This is a genomic window from Halomonas citrativorans, from assembly GCF_900163645.1.
GTDB lineage: Bacteria > Pseudomonadota > Gammaproteobacteria > Pseudomonadales > Halomonadaceae > Vreelandella > Vreelandella citrativorans.
In genome coordinates this window covers 1-19129 of the sequence record NZ_FUKM01000020.1, presented here as the reverse complement: position 1 = coordinate 19129, position 19129 = coordinate 1, and the positions used below count along the sequence as shown (strand labels likewise).

Genomic DNA, 19129 nt, shown 5'->3' with positions numbered 1-19129 from the left:
TTAACGTACGATACGCTCAACACCACCTTCTTTACCCAGCAGCAATACGTCGGCCCCGCGCGCGGCAAACAAGCCATTGGTCACAACGCCAACAATGGCGTTAATGCGGGCTTCCATGTCAACCGGATCTTCAATCATAAAATCAAAACAGTCGATAATATGATTGCCGTTATCCGTGACGACGCCCTGACGGTAGACCGGGTCGACACCCAGCTTCACCAGCTCACGGGCCACGTAAGAGCGTGCCATGGGGATAACTTCCACCGGCAAAGGGAAATCGCCCAGCGTTGCCACGTACTTTGAACCATCGGCAATGCAGATAAAGCGCTTGGCACAGGCCGCCACGATTTTCTCGCGGGTAAGCGCGGCACCGCCTCCTTTAATCATATGTAAGTGAGCATTTACTTCATCGGCACCGTCGATATAGAAAGGAACGGTGCCTACGCTGTTCAACTCAAATACTTCAATACCCAAGCCTTCCAAGCGCTTAGCACTGGCCTCTGAGCTTGCCACCGCGCCTTTAAAACGGTCGCGAAACGGTCCTAGTCGATCAATAAACAAATTAGCCGTTGAGCCAGTGCCAATGCCCAGCACGGTGTCCTTTTCCAGTCCTGATTCAATCTCTTTAATTGCCGCATCTGCGACGGCGGCTTTGAGTTCATCTTGAGTCATGTGTTTTTCCAGGTCAGAGGAGGAGGGTTATTGCGTTAGTATACCGACCAAAGCGCTGGCTGCCGATGGAAACACAGTAGACGTCGGTAGGCGTAATCTGCTACCAATACAGGCTTTGTTAGTGTTTTAACCCCTCGCCGTAACGCGAACTATCACTCACGTTTTTCCTTTGGATACCTGCATGCTTGAAGCTACCGTCAAAAAGATTCTCCAGGCCAACGTTTACGAAGCCGCTTGTGAGACCCCGATCTCCCCCGCTCCCTTTTTGTCGCGTCGCTTTAACAACCAGATTTTGATTAAGCGCGAGGATCTACAGCCGGTGTTCTCGTTCAAGATTCGCGGCGCCTATAACAAAATGGCTCAGCTCACCGAGGCGCAAAAGGAAAAAGGCGTCATTGCGGCGTCTGCGGGTAATCATGCACAAGGTCTTGCCATGGCGGCAAAGCTGATGGGCGTGAAAGCGGTGATTGTGATGCCGCGTATTACGCCGGAAATCAAGGTGCAGGCGGTACGTGCTCGAGGGGCAAAAGTCGTGCTGAAAGGCGATGCGTTTGCCGCCGCTGCCGAGCATGCTCAAGAGTTGATCAAAGAGCACGGCTACACCTATATCCCGCCGTTTGATGACATTGATGTGATTGCAGGCCAGGGCACGATAGGTGTCGAGATTCTGCGTCAGCACAGCGGGCGCTTGGACGCCATTTTTGTGCCTGTCGGCGGAGGCGGATTGATTGCAGGCGTGGCGGCGTACGTGAAGTACTTGCGCCCTGATATCAAGATTATCGGCGTAGAGGCGGAAGACAGCGCCTGCCTAAAAGCCGCTTTGGCGGCGGGCGAGCGTGTCGTGCTGGACCAGGTCGGTGTATTTGCCGAAGGTGTCGCGGTTGCTCAAATTGGCGAGGCACCGTTCTCGCTGGTGAAGGACCTGGTTGATGATGTCATTACGGTGAATACCGATGAGATGTGTGCCGCCGTCAAGGACATCTTTGAAGATACCCGTGCAGTTGCCGAAACCTCCGGTGCGCTGTCGCTGGCCGGCTTGAAAAAATATGTACAGCAAACCGGCGCCGAGGGAGAAACGCTGTTATGTATTAACTCCGGCGCTAATACCAACTTTGATCGACTGCAGCATATTGCTGAGCGCACCTCGCTTGGCGAGCAGCGTGAAGCTATTTTAGCGGTGACCATTGATGAAAAACCCGGCAGCTTTAAAAAGTTTTGCCGGACGCTGGGTAAGCGCATGGTCACCGAATTCAGCTACCGCTATGCGGATGAAAGCGACGCGCATATTTTTGTAGGGGTTCAAGTAAAGCCGGGCGGCGAAGATCGCCAGGCCGTGATCGACAAGCTGCGCGATGGCGGTTACCAAGTAGAAGATTTAACCGATAACGAACTGGCCAAGCTGCATATTCGCCATCTAAGCGGTGGCCGACCCAGCGAGCGCTTTGAAGAAGAAGTGTACCGCTTCGAGTTCCCTGAACGCCCGGGGGCACTGATGAATTTCCTGACCCAACTGCCCCATGATTGGAATATTTCACTGTTCCATTATCGTAATCACGGTGCGGCTTATGGTCGCGTCCTGGTGGGTATGCAGGTTCCCGGCAGTGACCAAACTCATGTGGCGGATTACCTGGATGCGATTGGCTATCGCTACTGGCGTGAAAGCGACAACCCGGCTTACCAGCTGTTCATGGCCTAGGATGTTTTGAGAGGTAGGTAAGTGTTCGCTAACTGCAAAATTCAGGGACAATAAGGGCTCATAAATTATCAAAACGTCTAAATAAGCAAAAAACAGCCTGTTTTCCCGTTGTCATTGATGCCCTTATGGCCCTATAGTCATCAACGAAATTTATGTGGTGTGTCGCCCTTTCTAAAAACGCAGGTGGGTGATGCATTAGTGCATTGGCGAAAGGCGTTGGAGAATCGGCATGCGGCGGAAAAAGCCTGATATGGTAATGGCATTAACAGTGGTGTTCTTGTTAGGCGTACTCGCCACTGGCTATGCACAGGCGTTATCGGGAAGTTAAACGTAACGTTTAAGGCATCGCAGCCATTTGCCAAAAGGTAGTACGAGCTGACTTTACGAGTCAGCTCTTTTTTTGCCAGCGCGCACGATACTCTCGTCGCTAACCACGGCGGTCAACGGCACATCCCAAGGCTCAATAGGCAGCGATTCGACACACTGGCAGGCGTGGGCAACGCCAATTAAGGCAGGCGCCGGGCCTTGCCTGCGCATAAACGCAAGACTGCGGTCGTAGAAGCCGCCCCCCATTCCCATGCGGTTCGCCTCGCCATCAAACCCTACCAGCGGCACAATGAGCGTATCCAACGCCCAGGCGGGTAACCGATTGCGGCGGTGAGCGCCAAACCGCGTATCCGGTTCAAGAATCCCAAAGCGGTTTTTTACCATGGGCGTCGTCGCGAGGTAGTTAACGAACCAGAGAGAGTTATCGCTTAGCGGGCGCAGAACCGGCAGATAAACATCGACATTACGCTGACGGAGCCAGGGTAGTAAAAGCGTAGGGTCGATTTCACCGTTAACCGGTAAATAGAGGCTGATGCGCTTGGCGCGCTGAACTTCAGGCAAACGTTTGAGCTGTTGGCAAAGGCGTAGAGCGGCTTGGCGCTGCTCATGTTTTGAAAGGGCGAGGCGTTGTCGGCGTAGCGTAAGGCGCAGGGTGCGCTTGGCCTCAGGATGATGCAGGCTTTCCATAAATAAGTGTTCCCCAGAGTGCCGCTGTCATTCTGGCCCTGAACCTACTGGTTCAGAGTGGGTGGCCGCAGCCAAACCGTCAGGCTTTCCGACGCACGGACATGCACACGGGTCTGGCTAGCAATTGGCCCCCTGGGTACTGCGCATAGGCTCGAGGGACTATAACGACTGGCGTACACCCCAGAGAACCCCGCTATCCTAACAGAGCCAGCGGCTATGCCAAAGTATTGAGTGAAAGGTTGCCTAAGGCTGGCGGGTTTTTTCCAACGCCCGCTCCAGACGGTCATTTAGCTTGTTCAAGCTGGCGTCGCTTGCCCGGTGCTCATCCAAAGCTTCAAGCAGTTCATGAGTGATATTAAGCGCCGCGATCAACGTGACACGCTCACTGCCCAGGGTGCCGCTTTGCGCTTGGATACCGCTCATGGCGCGGTCCAGGTAGCGAGCGGCGCGATCAAGCTTGGCTTCTTCCCCGGTATCGCAGGCAATTATATAGCTGCGCCCGAGAAGGGTAATTTCTTTCGTTGGCCGCTTGGCGTTACTCATTTAAAGCTCCAGCGCGGGCCAGCGAGGGGCCCAATGCGTTAACATCATGGCATAGGAAAACAGTCGTCGCTCACTATAAGAGAGGCGCTTGTACGGGGTCAACGCGCAAGTGTCCAGGACGCATTAACGTATGAATCATTATTACACAGCGAGTTATTACTATGTCATTGATTGATGAGCGCCAGGATTTTTCTGACGTGGCCGATGTTTTTTTGCTGCATGGAAGTATGCAGTCACCGGCCTTTTTAGACGGACGTTTAAGCGCCCTTTTAGCGCTGCGCGATGTAAGTGCCGAGGCATGGCTTGAAGAGGTCTGCATAAGCCTGGGGGTTGAGCAACCGCGTGACCAGCCCAGTGCAGAACGCCTGCTGGGTTGGCGTCGCCAAACGCTGGAGGCGCTCAGCGCCAGCGACTTGAACTATGCGCCGCTACTCCCCGATGAGCTGTTCTCGCTGGGCGAGCAAGCCCAAGGGCTAAAAGAGTGGACGCTGGGCTTTATGGAAGTCGTCGAGGAAGTAGTGGATGGCGAGCTTCGCGAACGCTGGTCACAAACGCTGAGTGAGGCGATTGACGATTTGGCAGGCATAGGCCATATCGAAACAGATATTGACGACAGCCCTGAAAATGAGAATGACCTGTTTGCCCTGACAGAGCACGTGCGGATGGCCGCCATGCTGCTGTATACCGAGCAGCATCCGGGTAAGCCCCAGGTTGAGCAAGCCGACGCGCCCGTTCACTAATTCTTCGGAGGTTGTATGTTGCCTGAGTTACTTCCCCGGCCGCCTGCGATTGGCAACGAAGAGTATCGCGCTCGCCGTGACGCCTTGATCGCGCAGTTGCCCGCCAACGCCGCTGTCGTGCTGCCTGGTGCCTCACTGGTTACCCGTTCACACGACAGTGAGTACACGTTTCGTCAAAACAGTGATTTTTACTATCTGACGGGAATCACTGAGCCTGATGCGCTGCTGGTGCTGCTTCCCGGTCATGATGCTGGGCAGAGCATTGTGTTTTGCCAGGACCGCGACCCAACGATGGAAGCCTGGACAGGCCGCCGTTTGGGCGCCCGGGGCGTTGAAGCGGAGCACGGCATCGACCAGGCGTTTGAAAATGCTGACCGCGAGGCACAGCTGCCAGCGCTGCTGGAGGGCCGCGAACTGCTTTACGTGCCCTTGGATAATCCCGATGCGTTGGGTATTGCCGAAGAGGCTTTCTCCACCGCCCTGGCGGGGTTGCGCCGTGGGCGGGCCCCGCTCAAAGGCTGGCTGGATGTCAGCGCGCTGATTCATGCGATGCGGCTAATAAAAAGCGAGGCAGAAATTACTCTGCTGCGCCATGCCGCAGCGATTTCAGCGAAGGCCCATGTGCGTGCCATGCAGGCATCGCGTCCAGGGCTTTACGAGTATCAGCTGCAGGCCGAGCTTGAACATGAGTTTGTCTGGCAGGGCGGCAGTGGTCCTGCTTACAGTACGATAGTGGGCGGCGGTGCGAACGCATGCGTATTACACTATATCGAGAATCGTGCAGCGCTAACCAACGATAGCCTGGTGTTAATTGATGCAGGGGCCGAGTTTGGGCTTTATGCCGGAGATATCACCCGTACCTTTCCGGTAAACGGCCGGTTTACCGAGGCTCAGCGGGCCCTTTATCAAGTCGTACTGGACGCCCAGGAGCGCGCAGTCGCCGCGATAAAACCTGGGGCAACGCTTGTTGATGTTCATCAGAACGTCGTTAAGGATTTAACGGCTGGGTTGATTGCGTTGGGGTTACTTGAAGGCGATGTTCAAGCCCGAATTGATGATGAAAGCTACCGGCGTTTTTACCTGCACTCTACGTCCCACTGGCTGGGGCTGGATGTCCACGATGTCGGTAGCTACCGGCTGGATGAAAAGACGCCACGACCTTTAGTCGCGGGCATGGTGTTAACCATTGAACCAGGACTCTACATTCCCGACGAAGAGGATGTTCCATCTGCGTACCGTGGAATCGGTATCAGGATTGAGGATAACGTCGTAGTGACCGACGAAGGGTATGAAAATCTTACGGCGGGAGTACCTAAAGACATGGCTGACATTGAAGCGCTAATGGTTAAATAATAAGCGTATATTGACTGCCTGAATATCAATTATGTAATTTACGTTACGCCATTACGATATGGCGGTGCGCCAGGTGACAGGAGATGCTAATGCCGTCGTCGACGGATACGTCAGTAAAGACGACCACACACGATATCGTGATTGTGGGGGGCGGATTAGTGGGCGCCAGCCTGGGCTGTGCACTGGCCCCGCTTATCAAGCGTTATGGCTGGAAAGTCGCCATTATCGAAGCGACGCCGGTTAATGAAGCGCCTCTTGAAGAGAGTTGGCAGCCGAGCTTTGATGCGCGTGCAAGCGCCATTGCTGAAGGTTCAGCACAGCGTTTCCAACAGTTGGGCATTTGGGATGCCATGCAGGGCGAAGCAACCCCTATTCGGTATATTCATATCAGTGAGCGTGGCCGCTTGGGAGCGACGCGGCTCAGTGCTCAGGAATTAGGCGTCGATGCGCTAGGCCATGTTATCCCCAATGCCTGGATGGGCCGTGTCCTTCACCGCCACCTTAAAACGCTGCCGGTCGATTGGTACTGCCCAGCCAGGGTAGAAAAGCTCGCTCCAGAAGGTGGCGGGCACTATCTGCGCCTTTCTGACGGCAGCGAGCTGCGCGCCGCCTTAACCGTGCTGGCCGATGGGGGGCGTTCGGGGCTTAAAGAGCAGTTGGGTATCAACAGTCGCCATAATTCCTATGAGCAGACAGCACTCATTACCCATGTGGGCATCAGCCAACCACACAAGGGCATTGCCTATGAGCGCTTCACCCAGGAAGGACCGGTTGCCTTGTTGCCTTTGCCAGGCCAGGCAATGGAGCTGATATGGACACACCCCAGCGGTCAGGAACATGCTCGAATGGCGCTCCCGGACCGTGAGTTTCTTGCCCAGCTGCAGAGCGCCTTTGGTGATCGGGTGGGGCGTTTCACTCGCGTAGGAAAACGCTACAGCTACCCGCTTTCGTTGATAACGGCAGAAGAGCCGGTTCGTCCGGGGCTGGCGGTCCTGGGAAATGCGGCTCATGCGCTGCACCCTGTTGCCGGTCAAGGCTTTAACCTGGCGTTACGCGGTATTATGGACCTGGTTGAAGCGCTTGAGCAGGGCGAACAGGCCGGGCAGCCACTGGGTGATATGACGACGCTGCAGGCCTTTGAGCAGAAGCGTGCACGTGATCGCCGCAATGTCATTCGCTTTAGCGACGGGTTGGTGCGCCTGTTCGGACACTCGTTACCATTTCTGCCTCACGCTCGGGCAGCCGGGCTCATCGGTCTTAACCTTGTAGGGCCGCTGCGTCGAAGCCTGGCGCGCCGCGCGATGGGGTTGGAGCGTTAGGCATGCCTCGCTGTTTAATGTTAAAGATGCCAAACGCTTAGCCAGCTATTTGGCTCAACAGGAACAGAGCTCTAAGAGCTGGGCTCGGATAGGAGCGTTATGGATACGCACGCGACAGACACTGCGGGGACAGAAAATTTTGACGTTATTGTCGTGGGCGCAGGCATGGTGGGGACGGCGCTAACAGCCTTGCTGGCACAAGCCGGTATGCGTGTGGCACTGGTGGAAGCGCGACATGAACCCCAGTGCTGGAAAGCCGTTAACAAGACGCTTCCCACGCCCCGGGTCAGTGCATTAACGCCAGTATCTCAGCGCCTGTTAACCCATCTGGACGTTTGGCCCGCCATGGCCGAATGTCGCGTAACGCCGTATCGCTATATGCAGGTATGGGATGCGGAAGGCAGTGGTGAAATCAAATTTTCGGCCGATGAAGCCGGGGTGCCCGTACTGGGGCATATAGTAGAGAATGCGATTACTCAGGCGGCGCTCAACGATGCGGTACTGGATCATCCCAGAGTAGAGTGTTTTTTTGGTTGCCGGGTTCAGGCGCTACAAACCTCAGCGACAGGCCGTTGGTTAGTGCTGGACGATGCGCGCAAGCTGCATGCACCGCTGCTGGTAGCGGCAGATGGTGCGCGTTCAACCCTGCGGGAGCTGGCCGACATAGAGATCACCAGCGACGATATGGGCCAAGAGGCTGTGGTCACTACCGTCAAGTGTGCTCATGTACACGGCAGCACCGCGCGGCAAGCGTTTACCCAGAGCGGCCCGCTGGCCTTCTTGCCGATCACGCTAGAGGACGATGCACGCTACTGCTCGATTGTTTGGTCGACCACGCCCGAGCACGCGTTGGCGCTCAGCCATTTTACGCCTGACGAGTTAGGGAAAGCGCTGGGCGAGGCATTCGGTTATCGCCTGGGCGAGGTGGAGGTGTGTGATCGTGCGTATCGTTTCCCGCTGGTACAGCGTCATGCAAGGCAGTATGTATTGCCGCACTTCGCGCTGATCGGCGACGCGGCGCACAGCATTCATCCATTGGCAGGGCAGGGCGTTAACCTCGGTTTGATGGATGCCGCGGTATTGGCTGAAGAAGTGGTTAGCGCCTGGAAGCGCGGCGCCCCGTGGGGTGAGTTAACCACATTGAAACGCTATGAGCGCAGGCGGCGCTTGGATAACAGTGCCATGTTAGGGCTGATGAAAGGGTTCAGGGAGCTGTTTGGTACCCAAATGCCGCTCTTTACACTGGCCCGCAATCTCGGCATGAGCGGTATGAACCAGCTAAGCCCTGTTAAACGCAGCGTCATGCGGCAGGCCACCGGAGAGCGGGGGCGCTTGCCGCATAGCTGCCGCTAACGGCGGCGGTCGACCACATTAAGCGCTTTGAGAAGATTGAGCGCTTCGCTCATTTGGTAGTCATCACGTAGCCGCTCGGTCGCGGACGAACGTGTCTGAGTGGCGGGCTGCTGTGCATCCAGGTGGCCGCCCAGGTCCGCCTCGCGAAGCTCCGGGCGGCTTTCGGCGACTTCCAGACGGCCCCGCACTACTTCTACATCGGGCGCGATGCCCTGCGCCTGAATGGAGCGTCCGTTTGGCGTGTAGTAAAGCGCGGTGGTGAGTTTCAAACCTTCACCATTACCCAGCGGCATGACCTGCTGAACGGAACCCTTCCCGAAACTGTCTGTGCCCATAATGACGCCGCGGCGTTGGTCTTGAAGCGCACCCGCCACAATTTCTGCGGCCGAAGCGCTGCCGCTGTTAATCAATACGACCAGTGGAATATCACTGGCGGGCGTGGCGGGTGAGGCTGAAAATGACATGGCGGTATCGGAAAGCCGGCCTTCGGTATACACAATCAGGCCGTTATCCAGAAACAGGTCTGCCACACCGGCCGCCGCTTGGAGTACACCGCCGGGATTATTGCGCAGGTCAAGAATCAGCCCTTCCAGCGGCTGTTCGCGCGTCATGCGCTCTATTGCCTGGCGTGCCTGTTCTGGCGTACGCGACTGAAACTGACTAATTCGCAGGTAGCCATAGCCGGGCTCAAGAAGCTCATGTTTAACGCTTTCGCTGCGGATGGCCTCACGGGTAAGGTTGAACTCACGCGGGGCGTCCTCACCCGTGCGTAGAATCATCATACGCAACTGGCTGCCTGGTTCGCCGCGCATTAGCGTAACGGCTTCTTGAAGTGACATGCTTTCAGTCGGCGTGCCATCAATGGCAACGATGACATCCCGAGGAAGCAGGCCAGCCCGTGAGGCGGGCGTATCATCAATCGGGGTGATCACCAGTAGTTGGCCGTTTTCCATGCCGACTTCTATACCAATGCCGCCAAACTCTCCTTGAGTGGTTTCTCTCAGGCTTTGATACTCTTCCGCATCAAGGTAGGCGGAGTGAGGGTCGAGTTCGCTGAGCATACCGCGCATGGCGTTACGCAGCAGCGTGCGGTCATCGACCTCTTCAACGTAGCCACGCTTGATGCGCTCAAACACCTCGGCAAAGGTCTGGATCTCTTCAAGAGGTAATTCATCGCCGGTTGCCTGGCTGGCGGGCTGAGCAAACAGCGGTAGCGGTGCCGACAATAGCGCAACAGGAAGCAGAGTCACCAGAAGGCGCTTGGCAGAGGCCGGTACTTCGTTAACAAATAGCGTCATGCAGACTCCGCAAGGCGTTAGGCAGCGTTTAAAACTGCCCCAAGTTGACATTACAGTTCTGTCTGAAAAGTGTCTGCGTTCGGCAACGTTTCAGACAGAACCTGATACGGTTCAGCTTATCCCGTCAGCGGCGCGCAATCCAACGCTGTGGGTTAATTGGTTTGCCACTCTGACGTACTTCAAAGTAGAGCGCATTATTCGATTGTCCACCACTGTCGCCTACGCGGCCAATTTCGTCGCCACGGCTGACCTGCTGGCCAGGGCGTACGCTAAACTGCTGCAAGTGAGCGTAGAGCGTCATGATCTGGTCGCCATGGTCAATAATCAGCAGGTTGCCGAAGCCACGCATCCAGTCGGCAAACACCACCCGGCCGGTGTGCACAGCGTTTACCTGCGTACCAGCGCTTGCCTGGATGACGATACCGTTATAGTGAACGCCATCACGACGATTAAATGTTGTGGTGATGGCACCTTGCACGGGCCACGGCAAATCCCCTTGAGTACGGGTAATCTGAGTGCTGGGCGTGGGGGCATCCAGGCGTGCTAGTTCCTCCTGAATTTCACGCAGCTTACGCTCGGCCTGCTCCCGGTTATCGTTAAGATCCGCTAGGCGATCAGCTTCGCTACCATAGCGATCATCCAGCGTGGCCACGACGTTGCGCCGGTTGGTGGTGCGCTCAGCAAGCCGCACCCGCTGCGCATCCAGTTCGGTGGCGACACTTGCCAGGCGTGTTTGGCGCTCGTTAAGGGCCTGCTCCGTATCGGCAAGCGCGGTATCCAGCCGGGCAATCTCGGCAAGACGTTCGTTGCGTGCTTGAGTAAAGCGGTTCAGGTAAGCCTGCATACGATCAAGCTCTGCCGGGTCGCCCTGGTTCAGCAGTAGCTTGAGCTGTGGCGTCGGCCCTAGCCGGTAAAGCGCCGCGAGTTGCTGGCTGAGGGCGGCGTACTGGCTGGCTTGCTCGTCCTCCAGGCGGTCGCGATGCTGGCGCAGCTGGTTCATTTCATCATCCAACTGGCGCCGCTCGGCCTGTAAGGCATCCAGGCGCTGGTGAGTGTCGGCCAGCTCCGTTTCAACCTCGCGTAGTTCATGTTCGGCGCTGTCCCGTGCTTCTCCTGTTGTACTCAGCCGCTGCGTAAGCGACTCAATTTCCTGGCCAAGCGCATCTAACTGCTGGCGTGTTGCCTGCTCATCCGACTGGGCCAAACCCGCCGGTGAGTACACAATGACCAGTAGCGCACCAAGTACTAACGCGGTTCGCACAGGACGCCGCAACGGTATGATCAAGTGAAATCAATCAGCGGGTTCCCGGTCATGGCCTCGGGAACGGGTTGATTCATCATGGCCAAGAGTGTGGGTGCCAGGTCGCACAGGCGGCCATCGCTTAATGTGCCGGCTCGCTCACCCACGTAAACCAGCGGTACCACAAAGGTGGTGTGGGCCGTTTGGGGGGCGCCTGTGACCGGATGCACCATCTGCTCGGCATTACCGTGGTCGGCGGTTACCAGGCAAGCACCGTCAGCGCGCTCAATCGCTTCAATAACGCGGCCAACGCAGATATCGACCGTTTCAATGGCTTTTACCGCCGCGTTAAAGTCGCCGGTATGGCCCACCATATCGCCGTTGGCATAGTTACATACGATGAAGTCAAAGCGGCCGCTGTCGATAGCCTCAACGAGGTTGTCGGTGATCTCGTAAGCGCTCATCTCGGGTTTTTCGTCGTAGGTCTTCACGTCCCGAGGGGAGGGCACCAGAATGCGCTCTTCGCCCTCATACTCGGCTTCGTTGCCACCCGAGAAGAAAAAGGTAACGTGGGGGTACTTCTCTGTTTCGGCAATACGCAGCTGCGTCAAACCGCGCTTGGCGACGACCTCGCCCAGGGTGTCATTGAGATCAAATGGCGGAAACGCGGCCGGTGCAGGAATGTCCGCTGCGTACTGGGTCAACATGACCAAGCCCTTGCCCGCCAGCGATGGGCAGGCCCTGCGCGAAAAGCCGCTGAAGTCAGGCTCTACAAATGCGCGGGTAAGTTCGCGCGCGCGGTCAGAGCGGAAGTTAAGAAACAGGGCGGCGTCACCGTCTTGCAAGGTAACGCACTTGTCGTTGAGCAATACGCAGCTTGGCAGTACAAATTCGTCGGTTTCGCCGCGCTCATAGGCGTCGCGCAGCGCGGTTTCGGCGCTGGTGGCATAGATGTCAGCCTGGCCCTCGGTCAGCAGATGGTAGGCTTTTTCTACCCGCTCCCAGCGGTTATCACGGTCCATGGCGTAAAAGCGGCCAATAATGGAGGCAACAAAACCATTTTCAGCGCCTACCAGCTCAGCCAGGCGGGCATTAGCACGTTCGATAGAAGCCAGCGCGCTTTGAGGCGGCATGTCTCGGCCATCCAGGAACGCATGAATAAAGATACGTTGCGCGCCGCGGCGAGCCGCCAGTTCGGCCATCGCGATGAAATGATCTTCATGGCTATGTACGCCGCCAGGAGAGAGCAAGCCCAGCAGATGAACGGCGCGGTCATTGGCCACGGCATCATCAATCGGCTGTGTCAGGTTTTCGTTAACATCCAGATCGCCCTCTTTAATGGCTTTGGTGATCCGTGTGAAGTCCTGATAAACGATGCGTCCGGCACCCAGATTCATATGGCCCACTTCTGAGTTGCCCATTTGCCCATCGGGCAGGCCTACGTGGTGGCCGTCAGTATGCACAAACGCGTGTGGTCGATTCGCCCAAAGCGCATCCATCACAGGCGTGTTGGCCGATGCTACCGCGTTATTGGCGCTATCGGGATTGTGTCCATAACCGTCAAGAATGATTAGCGCGACGGGACGCGGAGTAGACGTAGCCATAAGAACCTCGTTCGGTTGAGTAATCCAAGCGGCGTAAAACAGTCAGCAATGAAAGCGCTGTTTGAAAGTAAAGAGGTTTAAAAAGGTGAGTCAACTCACGTTATTTTCAAACAACACCTTGTGATCAGGGTCGCGACTGATGCACGCTTGGGGCATCATAACGTAGGCGACCGCCGGGCGTCATGAGCAAGGCCTGCGCGGGGTGCCCTGTGACGTGTATACTTATCGCGTTTTGACGGCGGCGTTGCCGCTTTTTTCTGCATAGACCAAGAGATTGTGTTCGCGATGATCGATCAGCTGTTCGAATTCGTACAGAACCACCCCCTGCTCGTTGGGGCGTTTTTGCTGGTGCTAGTAGCGTGGCTTATTTATGAAACGCGTAGTGCTTCAACCAATGCGGTGACCTCAACTCAGGCCACCCAGCTCATCAACCGAGAAGATGCGGTTGTGCTGGACATTCGTGAAAGCAAAGACTTCAAAACCGGGCATATTGCTGGCGCACGTAACATTCCCCATAACAAGCTTGATAACCGTATGAACGAGCTGGATAAAGTGAAAAACCAGCCGATCATTGTCGTATGCAAGCATGGGCAAAGTGCAGGCGCGGTTCAAACCAAGCTTGCCAAGGCAGGTTTCGAGCGTGTGACTAAATTGAAAGGTGGCATGGCGCAGTGGCAGGCCGATAGTCTCCCCGTCGTTAAGAAGTAAGCGCTGTCACCTTTATACTATTCATTCAATGAACAATGAGGAGTTTCCCCATGGCGGAAGATAACAACACCCCGCAGGCTGATGCAGCAGCGTCAGGCGATAAGCCCCAGCTGAAGTTCTCTTTGCAGCGTATTTATGTAAAAGATATCTCCTTTGAAGCGCCTAACTCACCGTCTGTTTTCAAGCAGGCGTTTAAGCCGAAGGTGAATCTGGATCTTAATACCACCAGCACTAAAATCGCTGATGATCAGTATGAAGTGGTTGTAAAAGTCACCGCTCAGGTAAACGATTCAGAAACCGGCACCACCTCGTTTCTTGCAGAGGTTGAACAAGCGGGTTTATTCCGTATTTCGGGCATCGAAGGCGCTCAGCTGGAGCAGACACTGGGTGCGTTCTGCCCCAACCTGCTGTTCCCTTACGCGCGTGAGTGTGTCGATAACCTGGTCAACCGTGGTGGCTTCCCGCCACTGATGTTGGCACCGGTGAACTTTGAAGCCATGTACGCCCAGCGTAAGCAGCGCGAAGCACAACAGGCAAACCAGGCCGAAGTGAGTACTCACTAAGCATGCAGGCTGCCGACTGGTATGCCGTGCATGGCAAAATGCCGCGCCTCCATGTACCGGCTGTTTTTGCAGTAGGCCAAGAGGTAGTGCTGCCGGAAGGCCCGGCGCGCCATGTCACCCGCGTGCTACGCATGGGTGAGGGCGCGCCTTTGGTGCTGTTCGATGGCCAGGGCAATGAAGCGGGCGTCCGCTTGGCCGAGGTAGGGCGTAAGCACACGACGGCGGTTATCGACGCCGTTTGGGTCGGTGAGGGGGAATCACCCTTTGCTGTTCACCTTGGCCAGGCGATCTCCAAAGGCGACCGGATGGATTATGCGATCCAGAAGGCGGTTGAATTAGGTGTCGCTGCTATCACGCCACTGTATACAGAGCGTGGTGATGTACGTTTAAAGGGTGATCGTGAAGCCAAAAAGCTGGCCCATTGGCAGGCTGTTGCGGCAAGTGCTTGCGAACAAAGTGGCCGGGCGGTAGTGCCTGTCGTGCACTCGCCGCTAAGCCTTGTTGAGTGGCTAAGTGCCCGCCAGGAGCCGCTTCGCCTGATGCTGCACTTGGCAACAGGCAATGCATTTGATCAGCCGGAACGCCCTGAGGCCGCCGCACTTTTAATTGGCCCTGAAGGTGGCTTAACGGAGACGGATATTGCAGCCGCTCAGGCAGCTGACTTTATGCCATTAACGCTAGGGCCACGCGTTCTGCGTACGGAAACAGCCCCGGTGGTTGCCTTGACCCTTCTACAGCACTACTTTGGTGATTTGTAAGCGCTTACTAACATCTTCATTGATCCCCTTCCTCAATGGCCTGCTATTTAGCGTTAGCATTCGCTATAGGCTTCACAAGTGTGAATGAGTAGCCATTAGCCCGCCATGCGTTAAGCAGCGGCCATCACTACGTAGCGGGCCAGCTGCTTTGCTCGGTGATCCTCAGGCGCCATACTATAGACTCACTTTTTAAGGACGGCACCCATGGTCCGTGAATCAACGACTCCTCCTCGCGCTACAAGCGATGCCTCTGCCCAGTTAGGCGAAGTGGCGTATTTAACTGTTGTGACCGTTAATAACACGGGCGCGTTTTTGCGTTGGGGGCAGCCCAAAGACGTTCTCTTGCCGTACAGCGAGCAAATCTTCCGGCCTGATCCTGGCAAGCGGGTGCTGGTAATGCTGTATGAAGATGATCAGGGGCGTCCTGTGGCCTCCATGCGCCTTGATCGCTTTTTGACCGATGATGCCTGGGCGCTTGAAAAGGGTAATGAGGTGAGCGTCGTGGTCGCTGACCGCACCGACCTCGGTATGAAAGTAGCGGTTGATCACCGCTATTGGGGACTGATCTATCAGGATGATATTTCTCAGCCGCTGCGCCGCGGGCAGACGCTAAAAGGCTACGTCAAGCAGCGCCGTGAGGATGGCCGGCTGGATATTTCTCTGCTGCCGCCAGGCTCGGCGCGATTAGACGTCGTCGGCGATAAAATACTGAAAGCACTGCGTGAAAGCGGCGGCTATCTACCGCTGGGCGATAAAAGTGACGCCCATGCGATTAAGGCGCGCTTAGGGGTAAGTAAAAGTGCGTTTAAACAAGCCATTGGGCGGCTTTATAAGCAGCAACTGATTACGCTGGCACCTGATGCGATACGGCTGGTGCCGGGCGCGCTTGCCCCGTAACGGCGCCAATGGTTGGAGCCTGACGGGCAGTACGGCATACTGCCTACCTATTGTTTAAGTATGGATTGTGCCCCGATGAGTCAATCAAATCTGCATCTCGGCGTCGTGATGGACCCCATCAGCGACATCGCTTACAAGAAAGATACCACCATAGCCATGCTGTGGGCGGCCCAGGAACGCGGCTATACCCTGCATTATATGGAGCAGGAAGATCTTTTCTTACAGGCGGGGCAAGCCTACGCACAAATGCGGCCGCTAACGGTGCATCGCGACCCTGACCATTGGTATGACTTGGGTGAAGCGGCTGCCCGGCCACTGGCTGAGCTTGATGTGGTATTAATGAGAAAAGACCCGCCGGTGGATGCTGACTTCACCAATGCGGTCCACCTCTTGGGCTTTGCTGAGCGTGAAGGCGTGCTCATTGTTAATCCAACCTCAGCGCTTTTACAGTGTAATGAGAAGTTGTTTGCCCAGCAGTTTCCTCAGTGCTGTACGCCCACCATGGTGGCCAGCCGTGATGATGTGCTGCGGGCCTTTCATGCCGAGCATGGTGATGTGATTTTCAAACCGCTGGACGGGATGGGTGGCACCGGTATTTTTCATATCGGCCCTGATGGCCGCAATATTGGCGCGGTCATTGAGCAGCTAACGCTGCGTGGTCAGCGCCAGATTATGGTTCAGCGCTACCTGCCTGAAATTAAAGACGGCGACACGCGTATCCTGCTGGTGGACGGTGAGCCGGTACCCTTTGGGCTGGCGCGCATCCCATCGGCAGGTGAAACGCGCGGTAACCTGGCAGCCGGTGGCCGTGGTGTCGCACGTGATCTCACTGAGCGTGATTACTGGTTGATTGAGCAAGTACAGCCAATGATTCGTGAAAAAGGCCTGATGTTTGTAGGGCTGGACGTGATTGGCGACTACATCACTGAAATTAACGTTACCAGCCCCACCTGTGTGCGTGAAATTGATGACCAGCGCGGCACGAATATCGCGGGCCTGTTGTTGGATGCCATCGAACGCCGCTTGAGCGCTGCTTGATACGCCTGATCCACACTTGATGATAGAAGGTCTGCTGGCTATGTCAGCAGATCGTAGGAGACGCATGCAAAGTTTGAAACACCATTTTTTAATGGCGATGCCCCATCTGGATGATCCTGACTTTGTGGGCAGCCTGATCTACCTCTGTGATCATGACCATAATGGCTGCATGGGGGTTATCACCAACCGCCCGTTGGATATTACGCTGGATGCACTGTTTGATCAGTTGGAGCTGGGGGGGGAAGACAGCCCCCACCGCAATTCTCCGGTCTATTACGGTGGCCCTACACACAAGGATCGCGGCTTTATCCTCCATCTTGGTGACAGCCAGGAGTGGGACTCCAGCGTTCAGGTAGAGGAAGGCGTGGCACTGACAACCTCTATGGACATTCTGCAGGCGCTAGCCAATGGTGAAGGCCCTGAGCACTTTCTGATTTGCCTGGGCTGTTCAGGCTGGGAAGTCGGTCAGCTTGAAGATGAACTAAAGGACAATAGCTGGCTGACGGTTGAGGGGCAGACGGAAGTGCTGTTCAACACGCCACCTACTGAGCGCTTAACGGCTGCTGCAGGATTGTTAGGGGTGGATCTAAACCTGATGACTCGTGATGCAGGGCACGCGTAATGGCAGAGGTTGGCCAACGCTTAATTCTTGCCTTTGATTATGGTACGCGGCGCATTGGGGTAGCCGTGGGCAATGAGCTTTTAAAAAGCGCCCGCGAGCTTTCCCCACTTACTGCACGTGATGGTATCCCCGACTGGAATAAAGTAGAGCAGCTGCTGAAAGAGTGGCAGCCGGACCTGCTGGTCGTTGGCTTACCGCTCAATATGGATGACAGCGAATCGGACATGAGTAAGCGTGCCCGCAAGTTTGGCAACCGTTTACATGGGCGCTACGGCAAACCCTGCGTGATGGTAGACGAACGTGGCTCTACCCGCGAAGCCAAGCTGATTGCCCGTGAAGCTGGGCACCGAGGCAACTACCGCGAAGAGAGCGTTGATGGCATTGCGGCGGTGTTGATTTTGGAAGGCTGGTTTGCCCATCAGGAAGGCCTTCCCGATGGGCGGTCTGCTCTCTAGCGTATATAAGTGGCCTTAGCGATCCAGCGTTCCGATCTGGCTGGGAACAAACCAGCGCACCGGGCGAAGGTCTTTCTCAATCAGTGAATCGACGTGCAGCAGCGTGGCAAAGATGGCCATCCGCATGGCGATGCCGCTATCTGTCTGGCGAAAGATCGCCAGGCGCGGGTCGCCGTTAAGATCCACGTTCAAATCATTGGCACCGGGGCGGCTATCGCGGGGCAGCGGGTGCATAACAATGGTAGATTCACTACAACGTTGATCCAGAAACGCCTTATTGACCATAAAGTCATCCGAGATGCCCTGGAAGTTCTCGTTCATTTCTTCGGTAAAGCGCTCTTTCTGAATTCGCGTGGTGTACACAACATCTAGATCACTGAAGTCAGTGGCTAAATGATCGCGTACTTCTACCAGGTGCCCGCGTGATGTGACCAGGTCAATCAGTGCAGTAGGCATTTCAAGTCCGGGCGGCGATACCAGTGTGATACGTAACGGATCGTATAAAGAAAGCAGCTTGATCAGAGAGTGCACCGTACGCCCATACTTGAGATCGCCGGTCAGTAGAATATGTGCTCCGCCAAACGATTTGCCTAACCGCTGAAACTCCTTATCAATCGTATAAATGTCCAATAGCGCTTGGCTTGGGTGTTCGCCAGGGCCATCGCCGCCGTTAATCACCGGCACATGGGTCGCTGCCGCAAACTCGGCAACAGAGCCTTGATCCGGGTGGCGCATGACAATCGCATCGCAGTAGCCACTCATTACCCGACTGGTATCGTAAAGCGACTCGCCTTTGGCCATGGATGAGAAAGTAAAGCCTGTGGTATCACATACGCTGCCGCCCAACCGACAAAACGCCGTATGAAAACTTACCCGGGTACGCGTACTGGCTTCGAAAAACAGGTTGCCCAAGACAGCGCCCTCAAGAACGCGCGTAACCTGACGGCGCTGGGCAATTGGCTCCATTTGGGCCGCAACGCGTAGAAGGTGGTTAACGCTGTCGCGGTTTAAAGAGTCAACGGATAGCAGATGGGGGCTCATCATGGACCTCATATAGAAGTAGAAGGCGAAGTGGGTAGATGAAGTGGCTGCGTGTAGTGTAACCGCCAATACGTGGTTCGCCGAAGTGCTTTCACGGCCTGATTAAAGTGGTAACTGAAGTTTTTCAGACATATTTCACAAAGCCCCTTGCCAAACCGGCAGCGAATCCGTAAAGTACGCATCCGCTGCCGGGGACGCCCAGCGTTACCAGCGGT

General features: G+C 55.8%; 19 protein-coding genes and 1 other RNA gene. 12 read left to right on the top strand and 8 right to left on the bottom strand.

Annotated features, from left to right (window positions below; translation table 11 throughout):
* Complete coding sequence (gene rpiA / locus CZ787_RS05380) at positions 1–672, bottom strand: ribose-5-phosphate isomerase RpiA (protein ID WP_087106941.1); 672 nt, start codon at positions 670–672, stop codon at positions 1–3.
* Positions 673–853: 181 nt separating this feature from the next.
* Here rpiA and ilvA point away from each other — a divergent pair, with 181 nt between their 5' ends.
* Positions 854–2368, top strand: coding sequence for a threonine ammonia-lyase, biosynthetic (ilvA, locus tag CZ787_RS05375; RefSeq protein ID WP_087106939.1), 1515 nt, complete (start codon positions 854–856; stop codon positions 2366–2368).
* Between the two features lie 381 nt (positions 2369–2749).
* Here ilvA and CZ787_RS05370 read toward each other — a convergent pair whose 3' ends face one another.
* The 3 genes from CZ787_RS05370 to CZ787_RS05360 all read right to left on the bottom strand — a co-directional run bounded on the left by CZ787_RS05370 (position 2750) and on the right by CZ787_RS05360 (position 3925).
* A complete protein-coding gene (locus CZ787_RS05370; RefSeq protein ID WP_087106937.1) occupies positions 2750–3382 on the bottom strand; it encodes a 5-formyltetrahydrofolate cyclo-ligase in 633 nt (210 codons plus the stop codon).
* Positions 3383–3388: 6 nt separating this feature from the next.
* Positions 3389–3572, bottom strand: a non-coding RNA gene (ssrS, locus tag CZ787_RS05365) — 6S RNA.
* 53 nt (positions 3573–3625) lie between these two features.
* Positions 3626–3925 carry a cell division protein ZapA gene (locus CZ787_RS05360; RefSeq protein ID WP_087106935.1) on the bottom strand — a complete coding sequence of 100 codons (300 nt, stop codon included), beginning with the start codon at positions 3923–3925 and terminating at the stop codon, positions 3626–3628.
* Between the two features lie 161 nt (positions 3926–4086).
* Here CZ787_RS05360 and CZ787_RS05355 point away from each other — a divergent pair, with 161 nt between their 5' ends.
* From CZ787_RS05355 to CZ787_RS05340, 4 genes are all read left to right on the top strand, one after another.
* Positions 4087–4665 carry a UPF0149 family protein gene (locus CZ787_RS05355; RefSeq protein ID WP_087106933.1) on the top strand — a complete coding sequence of 193 codons (579 nt, stop codon included), beginning with the start codon at positions 4087–4089 and terminating at the stop codon, positions 4663–4665.
* Positions 4666–4680: 15 nt separating this feature from the next.
* Entirely contained in the window at positions 4681–6018 is a 1338-nt protein-coding gene (gene pepP / locus CZ787_RS05350; protein WP_087106930.1) for a Xaa-Pro aminopeptidase, read from the top strand.
* An 89-nt stretch (positions 6019–6107) separates the two neighbouring features.
* On the top strand, positions 6108–7337 hold the full coding sequence (gene ubiH / locus CZ787_RS05345) for a 2-octaprenyl-6-methoxyphenyl hydroxylase (RefSeq protein WP_087106928.1): 1230 nt from the start codon (positions 6108–6110) through the stop codon (positions 7335–7337).
* 99 nt (positions 7338–7436) lie between these two features.
* Positions 7437–8690 (top strand): UbiH/UbiF/VisC/COQ6 family ubiquinone biosynthesis hydroxylase, encoded by a 1254-nt coding sequence (locus CZ787_RS05340; RefSeq protein ID WP_087106926.1) that lies wholly within the window; start codon positions 7437–7439, stop codon positions 8688–8690.
* Here CZ787_RS05340 and CZ787_RS05335 read toward each other — a convergent pair.
* The 3 genes from CZ787_RS05335 to gpmI form a co-directional block, all read right to left on the bottom strand.
* On the bottom strand, positions 8687–9988 hold the full coding sequence (locus CZ787_RS05335; RefSeq protein ID WP_087106924.1) for a S41 family peptidase: 1302 nt from the start codon (positions 9986–9988) through the stop codon (positions 8687–8689). The genes CZ787_RS05340 and CZ787_RS05335 overlap by 4 nt on opposite strands.
* Before the next feature lie 124 nt (positions 9989–10112).
* A complete protein-coding gene (locus tag CZ787_RS05330; protein ID WP_087107067.1) occupies positions 10113–11249 on the bottom strand; it encodes a murein hydrolase activator EnvC family protein in 1137 nt (378 codons plus the stop codon).
* Between the two features lie 20 nt (positions 11250–11269).
* A complete protein-coding gene (gene gpmI, locus CZ787_RS05325) occupies positions 11270–12832 on the bottom strand; it encodes a 2,3-bisphosphoglycerate-independent phosphoglycerate mutase (RefSeq protein WP_087106923.1) in 1563 nt (520 codons plus the stop codon).
* A gap of 285 nt (positions 12833–13117) precedes the next feature.
* Between gpmI and CZ787_RS05320 the strand changes: the two genes are divergently transcribed.
* From CZ787_RS05320 to ruvX, 7 genes are all read left to right on the top strand, one after another.
* Entirely contained in the window at positions 13118–13540 is a 423-nt protein-coding gene (locus CZ787_RS05320; RefSeq protein WP_087106922.1) for a rhodanese-like domain-containing protein, read from the top strand.
* A 50-nt stretch (positions 13541–13590) separates the two neighbouring features.
* Positions 13591–14103 carry a protein-export chaperone SecB gene (secB, locus tag CZ787_RS05315; RefSeq protein ID WP_087106920.1) on the top strand — a complete coding sequence of 171 codons (513 nt, stop codon included), beginning with the start codon at positions 13591–13593 and terminating at the stop codon, positions 14101–14103.
* A 2-nt stretch (positions 14104–14105) separates the two neighbouring features.
* Complete coding sequence (locus CZ787_RS05310; protein WP_087106918.1) at positions 14106–14861, top strand: 16S rRNA (uracil(1498)-N(3))-methyltransferase; 756 nt, start codon at positions 14106–14108, stop codon at positions 14859–14861.
* A 204-nt stretch (positions 14862–15065) separates the two neighbouring features.
* A complete protein-coding gene (locus CZ787_RS05305) occupies positions 15066–15758 on the top strand; it encodes a S1 RNA-binding domain-containing protein (RefSeq protein ID WP_087106916.1) in 693 nt (230 codons plus the stop codon).
* Positions 15759–15833: 75 nt separating this feature from the next.
* Positions 15834–16796 carry a glutathione synthase gene (gene gshB, locus CZ787_RS05300; RefSeq protein ID WP_087106914.1) on the top strand — a complete coding sequence of 321 codons (963 nt, stop codon included), beginning with the start codon at positions 15834–15836 and terminating at the stop codon, positions 16794–16796.
* A gap of 64 nt (positions 16797–16860) precedes the next feature.
* Positions 16861–17418: a YqgE/AlgH family protein gene (locus tag CZ787_RS05295; RefSeq protein WP_087106912.1), complete on the top strand. Its 558-nt coding sequence runs from the start codon at positions 16861–16863 to the stop codon at positions 17416–17418.
* Entirely contained in the window at positions 17418–17873 is a 456-nt protein-coding gene (gene ruvX / locus CZ787_RS05290; RefSeq protein ID WP_087106910.1) for a Holliday junction resolvase RuvX, read from the top strand. The genes CZ787_RS05295 and ruvX overlap by 1 nt, the downstream gene beginning before the upstream one ends.
* Positions 17874–17888: 15 nt before the next feature.
* Here ruvX and pyrB read toward each other — a convergent pair whose 3' ends face one another.
* Entirely contained in the window at positions 17889–18914 is a 1026-nt protein-coding gene (gene pyrB, locus CZ787_RS05285) for an aspartate carbamoyltransferase (RefSeq protein WP_087106907.1), read from the bottom strand.
* Between the last annotated feature and the right edge of the window lie 215 nt (positions 18915–19129).